At 30.7% G+C, this 18,539-nt stretch carries 18 protein-coding genes and 1 riboswitch; of the genes, 8 read left to right on the top strand and 10 right to left on the bottom strand.

Annotation, left to right across the window (positions count from 1 at the left end; genetic code table 11):
* Window positions 1-17: 17 nt before the first annotated feature.
* Genes ABNT22_RS08955 through ABNT22_RS08945 form a run of 3 tightly spaced genes read right to left on the bottom strand, consistent with a single transcriptional unit; the run spans window position 18 to window position 3,201 of the window.
* Window positions 18-1,262 (bottom strand): ABC transporter permease, encoded by a 1,245-nt coding sequence (locus ABNT22_RS08955; RefSeq protein ID WP_348717432.1) that lies wholly within the window; start codon window positions 1,260-1,262, stop codon window positions 18-20.
* Between the two features lie 2 nt (window positions 1,263-1,264).
* Window positions 1,265-2,494, bottom strand: a complete 1,230-nt coding sequence (locus ABNT22_RS08950; protein ID WP_348717433.1) for an ABC transporter permease — start codon at window positions 2,492-2,494, stop codon at window positions 1,265-1,267.
* A 2-nt stretch (window positions 2,495-2,496) separates the two neighbouring features.
* The gene (locus ABNT22_RS08945; protein ID WP_348717435.1) at window positions 2,497-3,201 is read right to left on the bottom strand and encodes an ABC transporter ATP-binding protein; all 705 of its coding nucleotides are present in this window, start codon (window positions 3,199-3,201) and stop codon (window positions 2,497-2,499) included.
* A 145-nt stretch (window positions 3,202-3,346) separates the two neighbouring features.
* On the opposite strand from ABNT22_RS08945, the gene ABNT22_RS08940 reads away from it, so the two are divergent.
* Window positions 3,347-3,760, top strand: coding sequence for a thiol-disulfide oxidoreductase DCC family protein (locus ABNT22_RS08940; RefSeq protein ID WP_348717437.1), 414 nt, complete (start codon window positions 3,347-3,349; stop codon window positions 3,758-3,760).
* A 56-nt stretch (window positions 3,761-3,816) separates the two neighbouring features.
* Here ABNT22_RS08940 and ABNT22_RS08935 read toward each other — a convergent pair whose 3' ends face one another.
* Window positions 3,817-5,694, bottom strand: coding sequence for a TonB-dependent receptor plug domain-containing protein (locus tag ABNT22_RS08935; RefSeq protein WP_348717439.1), 1,878 nt, complete (start codon window positions 5,692-5,694; stop codon window positions 3,817-3,819).
* Window positions 5,695-5,777: 83 nt separating this feature from the next.
* Window positions 5,778-5,973: riboswitch (cobalamin riboswitch) on the bottom strand.
* A gap of 54 nt (window positions 5,974-6,027) precedes the next feature.
* Between ABNT22_RS08935 and ABNT22_RS08930 the strand changes: the two genes are divergently transcribed.
* Together ABNT22_RS08930 and ABNT22_RS08925 are read left to right on the top strand one after the other, a co-directional pair.
* Complete coding sequence (locus ABNT22_RS08930) at window positions 6,028-7,137, top strand: ABC transporter substrate-binding protein (protein ID WP_348717440.1); 1,110 nt, start codon at window positions 6,028-6,030, stop codon at window positions 7,135-7,137.
* Window positions 7,138-7,139: 2 nt separating this feature from the next.
* The gene (locus ABNT22_RS08925) at window positions 7,140-8,072 is read left to right on the top strand and encodes an MBL fold metallo-hydrolase (RefSeq protein ID WP_348717442.1); all 933 of its coding nucleotides are present in this window, start codon (window positions 7,140-7,142) and stop codon (window positions 8,070-8,072) included.
* On the opposite strand, the gene ABNT22_RS08920 is transcribed toward ABNT22_RS08925, so the two are convergent.
* The 5 genes from ABNT22_RS08920 to ABNT22_RS08900 all read right to left on the bottom strand — a co-directional run bounded on the left by ABNT22_RS08920 (window position 8,062) and on the right by ABNT22_RS08900 (window position 14,819).
* Window positions 8,062-8,670 carry an alpha-ketoglutarate-dependent dioxygenase AlkB family protein gene (locus ABNT22_RS08920; RefSeq protein ID WP_348717444.1) on the bottom strand — a complete coding sequence of 203 codons (609 nt, stop codon included), beginning with the start codon at window positions 8,668-8,670 and terminating at the stop codon, window positions 8,062-8,064. The genes ABNT22_RS08925 and ABNT22_RS08920 overlap by 11 nt on opposite strands.
* A 48-nt stretch (window positions 8,671-8,718) precedes the next feature.
* Entirely contained in the window at window positions 8,719-9,912 is a 1,194-nt protein-coding gene (locus ABNT22_RS08915) for a hypothetical protein (RefSeq protein ID WP_348717446.1), read from the bottom strand.
* A gap of 112 nt (window positions 9,913-10,024) precedes the next feature.
* Window positions 10,025-10,507, bottom strand: a complete 483-nt coding sequence (locus tag ABNT22_RS08910; protein WP_348717447.1) for a hypothetical protein — start codon at window positions 10,505-10,507, stop codon at window positions 10,025-10,027.
* A gap of 11 nt (window positions 10,508-10,518) precedes the next feature.
* The gene (locus ABNT22_RS08905; RefSeq protein WP_348717449.1) at window positions 10,519-12,963 is read right to left on the bottom strand and encodes a M1 family metallopeptidase; all 2,445 of its coding nucleotides are present in this window, start codon (window positions 12,961-12,963) and stop codon (window positions 10,519-10,521) included.
* 194 nt (window positions 12,964-13,157) lie between these two features.
* Window positions 13,158-14,819, bottom strand: a complete 1,662-nt coding sequence (locus ABNT22_RS08900; protein WP_348717451.1) for a SulP family inorganic anion transporter — start codon at window positions 14,817-14,819, stop codon at window positions 13,158-13,160.
* 151 nt (window positions 14,820-14,970) lie between these two features.
* Here ABNT22_RS08900 and pyrR point away from each other — a divergent pair, with 151 nt between their 5' ends.
* The 5 genes from pyrR to ABNT22_RS08875 are packed head-to-tail and all read left to right on the top strand — an operon-like array spanning window position 14,971 to window position 18,136.
* Window positions 14,971-15,510: a bifunctional pyr operon transcriptional regulator/uracil phosphoribosyltransferase PyrR gene (gene pyrR / locus ABNT22_RS08895; RefSeq protein ID WP_348717452.1), complete on the top strand. Its 540-nt coding sequence runs from the start codon at window positions 14,971-14,973 to the stop codon at window positions 15,508-15,510.
* 46 nt (window positions 15,511-15,556) lie between these two features.
* On the top strand, window positions 15,557-16,492 hold the full coding sequence (locus ABNT22_RS08890; RefSeq protein ID WP_348717454.1) for an aspartate carbamoyltransferase catalytic subunit: 936 nt from the start codon (window positions 15,557-15,559) through the stop codon (window positions 16,490-16,492).
* Window positions 16,493-16,494: 2 nt separating this feature from the next.
* The gene (locus tag ABNT22_RS08885; RefSeq protein ID WP_348717455.1) at window positions 16,495-16,827 is read left to right on the top strand and encodes a hypothetical protein; all 333 of its coding nucleotides are present in this window, start codon (window positions 16,495-16,497) and stop codon (window positions 16,825-16,827) included.
* Between the two features lie 37 nt (window positions 16,828-16,864).
* A complete protein-coding gene (locus ABNT22_RS08880; RefSeq protein ID WP_348717457.1) occupies window positions 16,865-17,188 on the top strand; it encodes a T9SS type A sorting domain-containing protein in 324 nt (107 codons plus the stop codon).
* Window positions 17,189-18,136 (top strand): ribonuclease Z, encoded by a 948-nt coding sequence (locus tag ABNT22_RS08875; protein ID WP_348717459.1) that lies wholly within the window; start codon window positions 17,189-17,191, stop codon window positions 18,134-18,136. It abuts the gene before it with no gap.
* On the opposite strand, the gene ABNT22_RS08870 is transcribed toward ABNT22_RS08875, so the two are convergent.
* Window positions 18,123-18,485, bottom strand: coding sequence for a CoA-binding protein (locus tag ABNT22_RS08870; RefSeq protein ID WP_348717461.1), 363 nt, complete (start codon window positions 18,483-18,485; stop codon window positions 18,123-18,125). The genes ABNT22_RS08875 and ABNT22_RS08870 overlap by 14 nt on opposite strands.
* Between the last annotated feature and the right edge of the window lie 54 nt (window positions 18,486-18,539).

Genomic DNA, 18,539 nt, shown 5'->3' with positions numbered 1-18,539 from the left:
AATTGATTGTTACTTTTTTATTCTTCTCTTAGTGCCTCTATTGGTTTAATTATTGTTGCCATATGTGCCGGTATTAGTCCTATTACAGATCCTAATATAACTAATATTAAAAAGGCTAACATGACAATTGGTATATTAACAGTTGGATTTACCAATGTTGGATCATCTCCACTACCTACGGTAATATCTAGAACATATAATATTGCTCCTCCGAAAACAATTCCAAGCATTCCTGCAATTGTTGTTAAGAAAACTGATTCCAATATAATTTGTCTTCGAATACTAATCGGTGTTGCTCCTAAAGCTCTTCTAATACCAATTTCTTTTGTACGTTCTTTAACTGTAATTAATAAAATATTACCAATTGCAAATACTCCCGCAATTAAGGTAGCTATTCCAACAAACCACGTTAAAAATTGCATCCCCTTTAAAAAACCATTTAACTTATCAATTCTATCTCCCAAATTAAAAGATCCAAAGGCTCTTTTATCATCAGGGTGTACTTTATGCAAGTTTTTAAGGGTTAATATTAAATCTTTTTCTAATTGAATAATATCATAACCTTCATTAGCTGTTACCGTCATCCAGTCAATATTATTCGCTGTATTGTATACTTTTTGAAATGTTGTAAAAGGAATATAAGCTGTATCTCCATCTAAATCAATTCCTGCAGCTATCTTATATACTCCAACTACCTTATAATTTATCTCTGCTATTTTTACATACTGCCCTATAGGCATTTCGTTCTTTTCAAATAACTGTTTATAAATATCTTCTGAAATAACACAAACCTTAGTGTTGTTATTGATATCATTTTGATTGATGAACCTACCATAAATTAAGTCTTTCTTTTGAATCTTATCTAAAATTGGATAATCTCCACTTACTTGAAATGCACCTGACTTAAAGTTTCTAACCACATTTCCATTCGTTTGATTTCTCGGAGCTAAAAACTTAATCTCGTCTTTATATTCTCTTTTTAAGGCTTCAATATCTTTAAAAGTTAAGTTAAATCTTCTTCCCTTTTGAAAACCTTTAAAAGGCATATCTGTTCGTTGTGTCCAAATAAAAACACTATTGGTAGCAAAATCACCAAAAATTCTTTTAAAGTTATTCTCCATTCCACGAGCAGCTCCTAATAAAACTACTAAAATGAATATTCCCCATAAAACTCCTATAATGGTAATACCAGTTCTAAGTTTATTTTTACGAATACTTCCGTAAATCTCTTGCCAAGTATCTGAATCAAATAAAAATTTCATAATTAATCTGCTCTTAGTGCTACAATAGGTTTAATTTTTGCCGCCTTCTTTGCTGGTAAATATCCAGCTAATAATCCCGATAATATTAAAATAATGGTTGCTCCTATTACAATACCAGGACTTACACTTGGGTCTTTTATAAAATATTCTTCTAAGCTATCTCCTATGGCACTTAAAATATAAGTTCCCAATGTTAAACCTAAATATCCAGCAATGGTGGTGATTAGAATAGATTCTTGAATTACCATTCCAATGATTGAAGAAGGCTTCGCTCCTAGTGCTTTACGGATACCAAATTCTTTTGTTCGTTCCTTAATCACAAAAATCATGATATTACTAATCCCAATAATTCCTGCAATCAAGGTTCCTGACCCTACGAAAATTACAATGAAATATAAAGCGAACATAAATTGATTGATTCCTTTGTTTGCTTCCGCCATATTCCTAACAGATAAAGCACTTTGATCATCTGGATGAATGTCCAATTTCTTTCGTAAATCTCTTTCCAAACGATTTCCAAATGCTATCGCTTCTTCTAAACTTAATTTTGGATCATAACCAATATTAATTTGATTTATATAATCATTATTTCCGTACAATTTTTGTGCAGTTGTTACTGGCATATAGGTTTGACGCTCCTCATTATCTCCTCCTTTATCTGAAAAGATTCCAATTACTTTGTAAGAAATACCATCTACATTAACTTGTTTTCCTAATGCTGGTTTTTCTCCAAATAAATCTTGCTTTACCAATCTTCCAATAACAATAACTTTCGATTTATTCTTTAAATCACGCTCGTTAATATACCTTCCTTCATCCATTATCGTTTTTTCTAAAAACTGATGATCTGGATGAACCGCTCTTAACCTGTAGTTGTTCTGATTGTTCTTATAAGCAATATTTACACTTCTATAAATCCTAGCAGTTAAATGTTGAATTTTATCTTCATAAGTTCCTTTAACATAGTTATAATCTTTATTCTTTAACTGTATTCTCCTTCCCGTTTGTAATCCTTTATATGGCTTTGAAGTTTTCCATACCCTTACAAACATTGCATTCGTAGCATCATCAACAAATGCGGTTTTAAATTGGTTTTGTAATCCAGAAACGATTCCAAACAAAAGAGTGAATAACAAAATTGCAAAGGCTACTGTAAAACCAGATAATACCGAACGTAGTTTGTTTTTATTTATACTTTGGAATATTTCTCTCCATCGATCTAAGTCAAACATAATTAAACGGCTTTGGCTTTGCTTTTAAACTTCTCTGTTAACTCGTCACTCATAATTACTCCATCTTTTAAACGAACAATTCTATTCGTTTGTTCAGCCACATCTTCTTCGTGTGTAATTACAAATACTGTAATACCATCATCGTTAATTTCTTTTAACAAATCCATTACAGAATCTGTTGTAGTAGAATCTAAAGCTCCTGTGGGTTCATCTGCCAAAATAACTTTTGGTTCAGTTACCAAAGCTCTTGCAATAGCAACTCTCTGTTTTTGCCCACCAGAAAGCTCATTAGGTAAATGATTTGCCCAATCTTTTAACCCAACTTTTTCTAAGTAATCTAATGCAGTTTTTAAACGCTCTTTTCTATTTATACCTTTATAGTATAACGGAAGCGCAACATTTTCTAATGCTGTTTTGTACGAAATTAGGTTAAACGACTGAAATACAAAACCTAAAAATTTATTACGAAGTACTGCAGCCTTTTTTTCATTTAAATCTTCAATTAATTGACCATTTAAATAATAATTTCCTTCATCATGATTATCTAATAACCCTACTATATTTAGTAAAGTAGATTTACCTGACCCTGAAGATCCCATAATAGATACAAACTCACCTTCTTTAATATGTAAGTCTAATCCTTTTAAAACATGAAGGGAATCTTTACCTATTGGATAGGATTTGTGTAGGTTTTCTATACGTATCATTCGTTAGTTATTTTATAGCAAACTGGTTATTATCTAACATTTTTTAATAGCTGAAGTATCAACTACTGTATACTAGACGCTTATTTTTTAATAATGTTACAAAACTTATTTATAAATTTGAATTTCATTTATCATTTAAACCTAAATGACTGATTTATATAAAGATAAAAAAATTATATTGTTCGACGGAGTGTGTAACTTTTGCAATGATGCTGTGCTAAAGGTTCTTAAGTATGATAAAAAGAATACTTTTTTATTTACATCCTTACAATCAGATACAGGAAAAGAAATTGTAAATCATTTACGTATTGATACTTCTAAAATAGATTCTATTATCTTATATGAACCTAATGTTTCATATGACATCAAATCTTCGGCTGCATTAAAAATTATGAATGATTTTGGTGGGATATGGAAACTTAGTCAGCTATTTTTCATCTTTCCTAGCCCCTTTAGGAATGTTATTTACGATTATATAGCTAAAAACCGTTATCGATGGTTTGGCAAAAAAGAAGAATGTATGATACCAACTCAAGAAATAAAAGATAAATTTATATAAAAAAATCCCACCTATGTTACATAGTGTGGGATTTAAAATCTTGGTATAAAGAACTTTTAAAATTGCACTCTTAATCCTAAATTAAAGTTTCTTCCTCTAGCTGTATATCCACTTACATCTTGGAAATTCTCGTTTAACACATTTGTCATACTTCCAAATAATGTAATTTTATCTTTCAATACTTTATGGTTTACAAAGAAATCTACTAAACTGTAAGCTTCTAAAGGATCACCAAAAGTAGCTCTCTCTCCAGTAAATCTATATGAAACACTTGTAAACGTTTTTGGTAATACCTGATAGTTTGCTCTTACTCCAAACTTTTGTTTAGGTAAGTTAATTATACTTGTACCTCCGTCAATATTAATAAAAGTATAGTCTGCAAGAATTGATAACTTTTCGATTGGGTTAAAAACAACATTTGCTTCAATTCCCTTTAAATTAAAAGTACCTAAGTTGTTTAAGTATCTACCACCGCTCCAAACAACTTTATCAGTTTCTTCTCTATAGAAATAAGTTGCGTTTACAGTTAAATTATCTAACACATCAAACTCAAATCCACCTTCCACTGTAAAATCTTCTTCAGGTTGTAATTGATCAACACTATCTGCTTTATTGAAGATTTCAGACAATGTAGGAGCAATAAATGCTGTACCATAAGAAGCAAATACTTTTAAATTCTTTCCTTCTAAAACTTCAAAATTATATGATGGGTTAATATTGTATACAAAGTGATTTCCATATTCATTGTGAATATTCATTCTTACCCCTGCATTGATATTAAATCCATCAGTGTTATAATTTGCAGATAGATAAGGATCATAAAAATGTTGCTCAGCAGTCCCTTTTCCTATATTACTAAAAGAAGCTTCTTGTAACATATCTTGAAATTGAGCTGTAACCCCTGTAATAACAGATAAGTTACTCATTACTCTATAACTATTAAATACATCAAACCCTTTTACTTCTCCATTAAATACACTTCCTCCAAATGAATTTGATTCTCTGTCAATATCAGTAACAAATGCACGTGCTTTTAATTCTCCTTTTACATATTTAAAATCTGTACTGAAAACCGCTCTGTGTTGTTTAGTTTCAGAAAAAAAATCAGCATCCCCAGCAGGGTAAGAAGAATCAAACTCATTGTTAAATAAATTGAAACTTCCTTCGATTCCAACTCTTAAGTTTTTTGTTACATTATATCCTAATCTTAATAATGCATTTTGACGGTAAAACTTATCTTCTTGATTTGGATTATTTTCATCTAAACTTTCAATAGCAGATAATCCAGAAGAGTTACTAGCATTTAAACCAAGTAAATAATCAAATTTACCTACAGTACCATTAAAATTGAAGTTTGCTTGTAATTCATCAATCGATGCTTTTGTGTGCTCTGCTGACCTATTACTTCCAATAGAAGTTGTTAAAGTACCTTGAAACTCTTTTTTAGAAGACTTCTTTAAAATAATATTGATTACCCCTGTTGCCGCACCAGAACCATATAATACCGAAGAAGCTCCTTTTAATACTTCTATAGATTCTATTTGGCTTAAATCTAACTGTCTTAAATCAAAATCACCTGCAATTGAAGAAGGATCATTTACATTTACTCCATCAATTAAAACAGCAACTTGCTTGTTTCTACCTCCTCGGATATATACACCAAGGTTTTGTCCACGGTTACTTTGGTTACCGTTAATTTCAACACCTGGAACTTCGTTTAAAATCTCAATTAAGCTTTTCCCCTGTCTTTCTTCGATCTGCTTAGCATTCAATTTATAAACTATTTTCCCAATATTCTTTTTGCTGGTCTTGATTTTGGTTGCAGTTACTACAACTTCATCTAACTTCTCAGCTTTCTCTTGCTCTTGTGCAAAAGTTTTTGTGCTAGCTAACCCCATAGCAATAGCACCAACAATTAATAATTGTTTTTTCATTGTTAATGATTTAATTTTACAATTAATCAGGTTAAATTTTTGTACGTAATAGGTTTAAGTACATTAACTTTTATCCCGAAAGTTTTACTTATTTTGATGATGGCAGGTCTCCTGACTTGCGTCTTGTAACTTACCTTCCCGTTTTAAACAGTGGTAAAAGTCTTAGTTACAAGCTTTGTAGCTTACAGTTGCGGGAACAGTTTCGGATTCTCACCGAATTCCCTTTTAATTCGACCTACAAGAAATTATAGGTACGAAACCAAAATCGGCGCAAATGTAGTTTAAAAATTGGTATTACAAAATAGTTTTGTAATCTTGCTTAAAACTTTTACAATGAAAAATTATCTTCTTTTCGCTTTGTTAACTTGTTTTGTATCATGCAAAAAAGTAAAAAAGGAAGAAAACAATGCACAAGAAAAAAACTCTTCTGAGATTAAATATGCTAAAGGGTTTGATATTATTAAAGATGGTTCTCTTACCAAGCTAATTATAAAAAAGCCTTATAAAGACTCTAAAGAGACTTTTGAATATATAGTTTCATACAACAAACAACCAAACAGTATTAAGGTTCCTGTTGAAAAATTAGTTGTTACCTCTACAACACACATTCCAATGATTGAGCTATTAGAAAAAGAAGATGCTATTATTGGGTTTCCTCATACCAAATATATTTCTTCAGAAAAAACCAGAAAACTAGTTGATAATGGTTCAATTGTAGAAATTGGAAAAGAAGCTTCTCTAAACACTGAAATATTATTGGATTTACAACCAGAATTAGTAGTTGGGTTTGCGGTTAGTAACATCAGTAAGGTTTACAAAACTATTGAATCTGCTGGAATACCAGTAGTTATGAATGGTGGTTGGCTTGAAGAAACCCCTCTAGGTAGAGCTGAATGGATAAAGTTTTTTGGTTTGATATTAGATAAAGAAAAAGAAGCCGATAGTATTTTCAGCGTTATTGAACAAAATTATCTAAACGCAAAGCAAATTGCTCTTAAATCGAATAAACAACCTACGATATTATCTGGTGCTATTATGAACAGCGAGGTATGGAATTTACCTGCTGGAGAAAGTTTTGTAGCTCAATATTTAAAAGATGCAAATCTTAATTATTTATGGGGAAAAACTAAAGGAAGAGGAAGCTTATCGTTAAGTTTTGAAAGTGTACTTGATAAAGGACAAAACGCAGATGTCTGGATTGCGCCTGGTTATTTCAACACTAAAGAACAAATGCTTCAAAGCAATACGAATTATCAGCAATTTTCGGCTTTTAAGAATGATAAGGTTTATACTCCTAATCTCAGAAAAGGAAGTACCGGAGGAACTATTTATTTTGAACTTGCACCCGTGAGACCTGATTTGGTATTAAAAGATATTATAAAAATAACACAACCTGAACTATTACCTGACTACCAGACCACTTTCTTTGATAAAATGAAATAATTATGAAATCTATATTTGCCTTTCTTTTCTTACTTCTATGTACCTCTTGTACAAAGAAAAACATCAGTATAAATGAAGTTTCTATTGTTGTGTTGGGTACCGTTCAAGATGCAGGGTCTCCTCAAATAACCTGTAAAAAAGAATGTTGCAAAGATTTATTTAGTTCTCCTGATATCTCAAGAAAAGTTACTTCTTTAGGTTTGATAGATCCTAAATCGAATAAAAAATTTCTTTTTGAAGCAACTCCGAATATTGCCACTCAAATTAGATTATTGGATGAGTTTGGGAATTTTGAAAAAGAAACTCCGGATGGAGTATTCTTAACACATGCACACATCGGACACTATGCAGGATTGATGTTTTTTGGTAAAGAAGCTATGAATGCTTCTAAAATAACTACCTATACAATGCCGAAAATGAAAAACTTTCTTCAAGAAAATGGTCCTTGGAGTCAATTAGTGACGAATAATAATATTGAAATCAAAGCAATAGAAAACGAAAAAGAATTTGCTTTAACAGATCACATTAAAATTACTCCTTTTACTGTTCCTCATAGAGATGAATTTTCCGAGACTGTAGGATATAAAATTGTGGGACCTAACAAATCTGCTTTATTCATTCCTGATATTGATAAATGGGAGAAGTGGGAAAAAGATATTATTCAAGAAATTCGAAATGTAGATTATGCTTTTTTAGATGCCACTTTTTATGATGGAAAAGAAATTAATAATAGAGATATTTCTGAAATTCCACATCCTTTTGTAAGTGAAAGTATGGCTAAGTTTGGACAACTTGAGAAAAGTGAAAAAGAAAAAATTATTTTTATTCACTTCAATCATACAAACCCTCTTTTAAACTCCTCAAGCAAGGCATATAAAACTGTTATAAACAATGGTTTTAAAGTTGCTAACATCAAAGACGTTTTTACTTTGTAATTGTTCTAAAAGTAAGGTTTATTCTTGGTCTGTGTACTTTTTTGGTAGGAGGTAATCGGTGTAACCAATGCGTTTGCGTTTCATCCTTCATTACTAGTAATGAACCATGTTGAAGTATTAGTGAAACTACCTCTTTGGACTCCTTATGTTTAAATGCAAATTTTCTTTCAGCTCCAAAAGTTAGCGATGCTATAGCTCCATTCTTTTTTAAATCTTTTTCTCCATCACTATGCCAGGCCATCCCTTCTGAACCATCATGATACAAGTTTAATAAACAAGAGTTATATGTTTCTTTGGTTTCCTTCTCAACTAACGTCTTTAATTCCAATAATTCTTTGGTAAATGGTAATGCAATTTTAGTTGTATTAGAATAAGTATACTCAAAACTTTCTGTTGCATACCACGCTACTTTTCTCTTAGTAACAACTCGTTTTCCAAAAATGATAGCCTCATCATTACGCCATTCAATTTCACTCAATAAATACTCATAATACAAATCTGATTGTTTTTTAGATAAAACAAGTCCGTAATAATTTACTGTTCCTTCTTTAGGAAGTAAATTTTTAGGTGTTTCATCAAATTGAGAAAATAAATCCATAGTGTAAAAATAAAAAACTCCTGCGTTAACAGGAGCTTAATAATATATCTAGTTTCTAAACTTATTTCTAGTAATAATATGTTTCAGTTTTTCTTTTAAATCTGCTCCTGTATCATACACCATTTGTTCATTAGAAGGAAAACGTGCTCTTTCTATTCTAATCAAATCTAAAAACGATTCTTCCAATGCTCTCTTATCTCCATCATAATTAGCATAACTATGTTCAAAAACAAACTCACTATCTAATGGGAATTGCTCTATCAACTGTTTTGAATTATTATCAATATATTTTACAACTCCTACTACTCTACTGCTCTTAAACTGTGTAAACCTGTATAATTTGCAACGAGCCGTAATGAACTTATCTACTTTGATTTTCTTTCCTAAACTATCTTTTACAAAGTTCCCTTTATCATCTAGTAAGTACTTATATCCATCTTTTATTTTACGTTCTTTAATAATCTCTTTTTCACGTATTTGCTCTGGTGACACTTCGATTCTTCTAAAATTTAATTCTAAATCGAAATCATATTTTACCTCTCGTACTCTTTGTGAATGATAAACAGTCCAAAAATCATTCAACCCATACGTATCAATGGCTAATAAATCACGTTCTAATCTTCTAGGAATGATCTGATTTGTTTCATTATATACCGATACAAAAACAAAATCAGTTCCTTTTACATGAGATTCTTCTAATAAGTTTCTTACATCTTTATAATTTGGAGCTATTCTATCTAAATTAGATAACTCTTGATACGCTCTGCGATAATTCATCTTGTTTCTCTTTCCTCCTTCATAAATAGCTCTTCCATTATCATATAAATAAGAAATATAATCATCTTTTGCTTTGATAATGGCATCGTCATAATTTACAAAGTCAAACTCGGCATATCTTCCAGATAGTAACTTTAAAGGTAATAGAGGTTTAATTCTTTCTTGCCTATATTTCAAATCTTGAAAAAGATTATAAATAGTTTTTAAATTGGCCGGATTATTTTCTTTTTGTAAAAACGAAATTCTTGCTTCATCACGTTCAGTAGCTTTCGCAAAAGCTTCTTCTAACATTACAATATATGGTTGGTTCTTTTCTTTCGTTTTATTTTTAGAAAGGTTTTCAACCGATAATGAAATGGCTTTTTCATAATCGCCAGTATTAATTGCCTTCTGCGTAGATTTTACACTACTACAAGACATAATAACTAAAGAGGAAATAAATAATAGTATAGTAGTTTTCTTCATAAGTATAAGTTTAGCTATGCTAGTCAAGTTCTGTGCCAAAAATACTTATTTCTAACTATTATTCTAACAATATTATAACTGCTTTTTCACCATCAAACTAAGACGTAATAACTTATTTGATATTCATGGTCAATTTATGGTACTTATATACCAAGTAGGCAATTCTAAAAAAAATTAAAGAAAGTCCCAGTTTAAAGCTTTTGTATACTAAAGGAATAAGTTGTATTACATAACTCATAGGGTGAGCTTTATTTCCATTATCCCAATAAACCATCATTGGTTTATCCAAAGAATAACCTCTATTAAATTCTATCAAACATACAGAAATATAAAATACACCTACAAAAAGATAAATTTCATATCTCATGGTATTTAATCGAGTATTTTTAGCAACAAAATAGTAAAATATAGCTGGTAAAAAATATAATCCTAAAGGGAATAAAGTTGTTGTTTTTGTAGCATCTTCAATTAAAGCAATAAGTACACCAGTTAAAACATTTAATAAGACAACTAAAAGAATTCCATAATATGAATCTGAAATACTTTTATCTAAACATTTTAAAGTTACTTTGGTATATATTTTTTTAGCATTCAACTTTAGGTGTTTTACTCTAATAATCTCGCCATTGCTTTTTGAATTACATTAATATTGGATTCTTGAGATGCCGGCTTAGCTCTTTTTTGCATTTGTACCATTTGACGTAACAAATTAACTCCTACTTTATCAAAATTGTACTGTTTATATTGAATTCCCTTAGCTACTATATCATTTGACAAATTTTCTATAGCCTTTGTGTTATCACTTTTAGCAATTTTATCAAATGCCTTTTTATACAATGACTGAATTTTTTTATTCTGACTTAAGAACATTCCAGACATTACATTACTTGCTATAAAACTCAATTCATCATGGTCGTTCTCTTCTAAATAAATTCTTGTAAGTGGCGTAGCAATAATCTTTTTCACTTCTAATGGTAAGGTTTTAGATTTTTGAATTGCTAAACTTTTATCTATGTAGTACATTCCAACTAACGATTTTCCTAATACAGAATATGATTTACTTTGCAACCCTTTCTCAAAAACTGATTTCAATTCAGGATCGGTTAGTTTACCCAATGTTTCAATAGCTGCGGCTTGTACTAATGTTTTAGAATCATTATTCGCTATTTGCATAATCTTTTGAATAACTCTTCTCTTTGTATGCTTATTAATCAAGTTAATATTCTCTAACGCTAATACCCTTATTTTATAGAAATCATCACTCATTGCATTGGCTATAGCGTTAAATGCTTTCTTATCATCCTGCTTTTTCGCTACTTCCAATAAAGCTTCTCTTTTGTGTGCATAATTCACAGCGTATTTTAATTGATGAATATACTCACTTAATACCTTATTCTCATTAATATCGCACAGTAATACACCATCTGCATTTACTTGAATTAAACTAGGTTGTTGCGTAAAAGGCAAGGTAAAAGAAGCATCTCTTCCTTCTACAAAAACATGATGTCTTGTTCTTTTTCCTCCTTCAAAAACATCTATCGCAAAAGGAAATTTAAACTCGTTTATTTGAGTTTGAATTACATTTACCGTTACCGTTTTTCTTAACTTATTAAAATCGTAAGAAATCTCTAACTTAGGATGTCCATTATTAAAATACCATTGGTTAAAAAACCAATTTAAATCTTTCCCCGAAACTTCTTCTAATGCAAGACGTAACTGGTGTGCTTCCGTAGCTTTATATTTGTAATCTGTTAAGTACTTATTTAAACCAGCATAAAAAGCTTCATCTCCAAGATAACTACGTAACATATGTAAAATAGCTCCTCCTTTATTATAGCTCACAGCATCAAACATATCTTCTTTATCATCATAGTAAAAACGAACTAAATGCTTGTCGTAATTATCTCCATTTTTATATGCCTGGGTATCTTCAAACAAATGTGCATCCGCCTCTTCTTTTCCATATTTGTGCTCTAGCCATAAGTATTCGCTATAATTTGCAAAACTCTCGTTTACTGTTAAATTACTCCAACTCTCTGTAGTAACTAAATCTCCAAACCAATGATGAAATGCTTCATGGGCAATGGTGTTTTCTTGTACATTTTCATCTATTAATTGCCCAGGCATTTGATACGCGCGTTCCCCATGAATAACTGCTGTAGTATTTTCCATTGCTCCACTTACATAATCTCTTCCTACAATTTGAGCATACTTGTTCCATGGATAATCAATACCAGTAATCTTTGAAAAGAATGCTAACATTTCCGGAGTATTTCCAAAAATATCTTTTGCATAAGGTGCATACTTCTTCTCTACATAATATTCTACTGGTATATTCTTATAAGTATCTTTAATTATTTCATACTCTCCTACTCCCATAAAAAACAAATACGGAGCATGCTTCTGAGTAAAATTCCAATAATCAGTACGAGTACCATTTACATTATTCGTTTGCTTTTCAAGCTTTCCATTAGATAAAGTAACATACTTCTTAGGAACTGTAATATATATTTCTTGTGATGTTTTCTGATTAGGAGCGTCAATGGTTGGAAACCAACAACTACTAGCTTCTGTTTCTCCTTGTGTCCATATTTGAGTTGGTTTATCCTTTTCTAACCCTTTAGGATTTATAAAATACAAACCTTTAGCATCTGTTATCGCAGCACTTCCCTTTTGCTTTACTCTTTCTGGCCTTGCTGTATATTTAATGTATATAGTAAACTCTTCGGTTCTTTTAAATTTGCGAGGTAAATCTATCTTTAATTCAAAATCATCATAAAAATAATCTAAATCTGTTCCATTCAAACTAATCTTATGAATTTTCATGGCTTTAGCATCTAAAGTCAATTTATCAGTTTCATAGAAGTGTGGTTTTAAAGTAATCCACTCTTCCCCGTTCAATTCCTTTTGATCAAAATTAAAATCAACTTTTAATTTTGTATGAATTATATCATGAATTTTATCTTTTTCGGCTCTATATATTTTTGATTGAGCATTGATAGCTATTGAAAGTAGGGTAAGTAATACAATAAGGGCTTTCTGAAACTTCATAAAATCTTTCTTTAATGGCTCAAAAATAATAAAATATGCTTGTTGGCTTGTTAATTGGGAGTTAAAAAGAAAAACACTCCAATTTTGAACCCATTCTAGTTTGCAAAACAATGTCAAACATTATGCCAACACAAAATAAAAAAGGTGGTTAGAATTGTATTCTAACCACCTTTTTTATTTATAAACTTTCAACACTAAAATGTGTATTCCGATAAAGGTTTTGGAAACTTTTCTGGATTTGCCGCTAGGTGATAACGAGGATCATCTACATCTTCCTCTATAACTTCCCTAAAAATAGGACTAGCCTTATATAACAAAACTTTACAATCTTCACTTAAATGTTTTAATCTTACTTTCTTCCCTGCTGCTTGGTATTTTTCTACCAATGCAAAAATTGCTTCGATTGCCGAATGGTCTGAAACTCTAGATTCAACAAAATCGATTTCAACAGTATCAGGATCATTTTTTATATCAAACTTTTCATTAAATGCAGTAATACTACCAAAGAATAAAGGTCCCCAAATTTCGTAAACCTTTGTTCCATCTTCTTTCATTCTTTTTCGTGCTCTAATTTTCTTAGCATTTTCCCATGCAAAAACTAGTGCAGAAATTATTACACCAACAAATACTGCTATTGCTAAATCAAACACAACTGTTACAGCTGAAACAATAATTAGTACAAATGCATCTGACTTTGGAATTTTATTCATAATTCTGAAACTTGACCAAGCAAATGTTTCAATTACCATCATAAACATAACTCCTACTAATGCCGCTATAGGAACTTGTTCAATATATTTATCTGCAAATAATATAAACGTTAATAGAGTCAATGCCATCATTACTCCAGACAATCGTCCTCTACCTCCTGCATTGATATTGATTACAGTTTGTCCAATCATACCACAACCACCAGTACCTCCAAACAATCCACTTACAATATTACCTGCCCCTTGAGCCACACATTCTTTATTTCCATTTCCTCTAGAATCTGTTAATTCATCAACTAAATTCATAGTCATTAACGATTCTATCAAACCAACAGAAGCAGCTAAAAATGCGTATGGTAAAATAAACGAAAGTGTCTCTAAATTAAAGGGTAAGTTCTGCCACAATTCTAAATTCGGCGTAGGAAACTTACCAGATAAACCATCTCCTCCACCTTCTCTAATATAAGATCCAACAGTACTAACATCAATCCCGAAAATTACTACAATAGCAGTTGTAATTAAAATAGCTGTTAAAGCAGCAGGTACTTTTTTTGTTAATTTAGGTAAACCCCAAATTATTGCCATAGTTAACAGTACTAAACCTAACATTGTATACAATTCTGATCCTTGCATAAAAATGTTTGTATATTCTTTTACTCCTTCTGAAGAAATACTTAATTCCTTATGTGAAAACATTTTAACTTGAGCAATAAAAATTACAATCGCTAATCCATTCACAAATCCCATCATTACAGGGTGTGGAATCAATCGAACAAAACGTCCTAGTTTTAGTACTCCAGCACCTACTTGAATAAGTCCCATTAAAATAACTGCACCTAACAAATAATAGTATCCCATATTATCTATTGGAGTATCGAATAACATTCCTTTTTTATGGCCTTCGGCAATCATACTCACAAAGATTACAGCAACTGCTCCCGCAGCACCCGAAATAAGCCCTGGTCTTCCTCCAAAAACAGCAGTAATTAAACCTATAATAAACGCTCCAGAAAGCGCTACTAAAGGATCTATTTGAGCTACGAAAGCAAAAGCAACAACTTCTGGTATCATTGCTAATGATACTGTAATTCCTGCTAGTGTATCATCTTTAATGTTAATCTTCTTACTTTTAATATATTTCATCATAATATTTCGGATCTTATGTAAAAGCTGGCAAATGTAAAGATAATTTTATTTATATAGTTTTATGTTTCATTAAGTTTAATTTTGTTGACGTATAATTTTAGCTTACTTTTGGATTTTGAAACTATCATATAAAACTTTGATAGCGACAAAAATGGAAAGCAAAATTTTACTTACCTCGAAAGAGATTGAAATTATTCTTCATCGATTAGCATGTCAGTTAATCGAAAATCATAACGACTTTTCTAATACCGTTTTAATTGGACTTCAACCTAGAGGTAGTTTTCTAGCCAATCGTTTAGTACATATACTAAAGGAAGACTACGGGATTTCTGATTTACAATTAGGTTTGTTAGACATTACTTTTTATCGTGATGATTTTAGAAGAAATGAAGAGCCCTTAGAAGCTACCCCTACTAAAATTGACTTTTTAATAGAAAATAAAAAAGTAGTTATTATAGATGATGTACTTTATTCTGGTAGAAGTGTACGATCGGCTCTAACTGCACTACAGGCATATGGAAGACCCGAGAATATTGAATTATTGGTATTAATTGATCGAAGATTTAGTCGTCATTTACCTATTCAACCAAATTATAGAGGACGACAAGTAGATGCTATCAATCAAGAAAAGGTAGTCGTTCACTGGAAAGAAATACAAAATGAAGATGCTATCATTTTAGAAAAAATTTAAATGTAGTATCAAAAAATAACAATACAACTATTACAACTATAAACCAATGAATCAGTTAAGTGTAGAACATTTATTAGGCATAAAATACCTTAACCCAAACGATTTAGAATTAATTTTTGAAACTGCCTCTCATTTTAAAGAAGTAATTAATAGACCTATTAAAAAGGTTCCTTCTTTACGTGACATTACAATTGCTAATTTGTTTTTTGAAAACAGTACACGCACCAAGCTTTCTTTTGAACTTGCCGAAAAACGTTTATCTGCAGATGTTATTAATTTTTCAGCAGGTCAATCTTCCGTAAAAAAAGGAGAAACACTTATTGATACTGTTAACAATATTTTATCTATGAAAGTAGATATTGTTGTAATGAGACACGCAAATGTTGGTGCGGGAGTATTCCTATCAAAACATGTAGATGCTAGAATAGTAAATGCTGGTGATGGAACACATGAACATCCTACACAGGCTTTGTTAGATAGTTTTTCTATGAGAGAAGCACTAAACACAAATAGTTTAAAAGGTAAAAAAATAGTTATTGTTGGAGATGTCTTACACTCTCGAGTAGCATTATCTAACATTTTTGCTTTACAATTACAAGGTGCTGAAGTAAAAGTTTGTGGTCCAACTACACTAATTCCAAGATACATATCTAGTTTAGGTGTTGGAGTTGAAAACAACTTAAAAAAAGCTTTAGAATGGTGTGATGTTGCCAATGTATTACGTGTTCAACATGAACGAATGGATATAAAATACTTCCCTTCTACCAGAGAATACACGCAGTTATTTGGTATTAATAAAGAAATATTGGATAATCTTGGCAAAAAAATTGTTATTATGCATCCTGGTCCTATTAATCGAGGTGTAGAACTAACAAGTGATGTGGCCGACAGCGACCAGTCAATCATACTTAATCAAGTTGAAAACGGAGTTGCGGTTAGAATGGCTGTTATTTATTTGTTAGCCCAACAAATAAAAAGATAATTATGAAAATTGATACTACAGAATCATATACATTAGTTACAGTAGAAGAAAATTCATTCAATGAGTTTTATCAATATTTTGAAAAACAATATGTTAATTTTCAGGAAAATCACTTAATTATTGATTTTTCTTCTCAAAAAAATGTTGTTGAAAAAAATATTTCATTATTTTTGAGTTATGCAAGTATGCATAAAAAAAATGGCATGTCTTTTGTTTTGATATGTACTAACATTGATATTGATGCTTTTCCTGAGGAATTTAATATCGTTCCTACATTGCAAGAAGCAGAAGATGTTATAGAAATGGAAAATATACAACGTGATTTAGGTTTTTAAAAACTTAAATTGTTTTAACCCCTTAAAAAAGCAATTTATGGTAAAAAAAATACTTTTATTAATTTTATTTATATCATTCTCTTTTGTAGGTTTTTCGCAAGAAAAATCAATAAAGGATGTTATTGTATCCCCTAATCCGTTTTCGAATAAAACAACTTTTTACTTTAAATCTAACAATAGTGAACAGATTATTTTAACAGTAAAAAACGTTTTAGGTAAAACTGTTTTCCACAAAACTTATAAAGTTCATGCTGGAAAGAATGAATTACCTTTTTATAGGAATAACTTAAAATCTGGAATGTACATCTATGCTATTCAAACGAAAGAACAAGTTATTTCAAAACGTTTTGTTATTAGATAAATGAGTTTACAACTTACTATCTTAGGTTGCCATTCAGCAACACCTAGGGTAAATGCTTTTCCAACAGCCCAATATTTAGAAATAAACAATCGTCATTTTTTAATCGATTGTGGAGAAGGTACGCAAAGTAGAATGCGTAAATACAAAGTAGGGTTCTCCAAAATTAACCACATTTTTATTTCTCACCTACACGGTGATCATTTCTTTGGTTTGATAGGCCTAATATCTACCTTTGGTATTTTAAATAGAGAAAAAGATTTACATATTTATGGTCCTGTTGGGATTAAGGAAATAACGGTATTACAATTAAAATTATCTAAATCGTGGACAAAATTTAACATTATTTTTCATGAACTTAATTCTAAAGAAAGTGAACTTATTTTTGAAGATGACAAGGTAGAGGTAAGAACTATTCCATTAGACCATAGAGTATATACAAATGGTTATTTGTTTACTGAAAAACCTAAACCTAGAAGGTTAAATATTGACAAAATTAAGTTATACGACGAAATTGATGTTTGTGATTATCATAATTTAAAGGCGGGTAAAGACTTCCAATTGAGCTCTGGTGAAATTATTTCTAACAGTGAATTAACTTTGGCTCCTTCTGCTCCGAAAAGTTTTGCCTTTTGTAGTGATACCTCATATAAACCTGATATCGTTCCAATTATTGAAAATGTAGATGTATTATATCATGAAGCGACTTTTTTAAAAGACAGAGAAGATCTTTGCGATAAAACTAAACATTCAACTGCAGAACAAGCAGCCAAAATAGCCAAAGCTGCGAACGCAAAGAAGTTAATTATAGGCCATTATTCAAGTCGATATAAAAACCTAGAAGACTTTAAAGAAGAAGCGAATACTATTTTTGACAATGTAGAATTGGCCGTGGCAGGAAACCGTTATTCGAACGAAAATATTCCTTTAAACGTACTTAGTACTGATTAGTTGCTAGTAAAACTAAAGTACAAGCTAGTTCAGCTTTAATATCGAATGCTCTTAATTTTTCTATCAGCTCAAAATTTTCTGTACCTGGATTAAAAATCACTCTATTCGGTTGTAATCTTATAATGTAATCATAGTAGTCCTTTTGTCTTTTTGGATTAAGATATAATGTTACTGTATCAATATTTGCAAAGTTCTCTTTTTCCTTAACAATTGTAACATTATCTACAACACCTTCTCTACCTCCAACAGCAACAACATCTATATTATTAGCTGTCAAACGTTTGATTGCTTTATTAGAATATCTCTCCGGTTTTAATGACGCACCCAGCACCAAGGTTACATTTTTCATTTGTTAATAATACGTTAAACTCTGTTAAACAAGGTAACAAATATAGATTAAAGT

This window comes from Tenacibaculum sp. 190130A14a (genome assembly GCF_964048965.1).
Classification (GTDB): Bacteria; Bacteroidota; Bacteroidia; order Flavobacteriales; family Flavobacteriaceae; genus Polaribacter; species Polaribacter polynesiense.
This window is presented reverse-complemented; position numbering and strand designations above follow the sequence as displayed.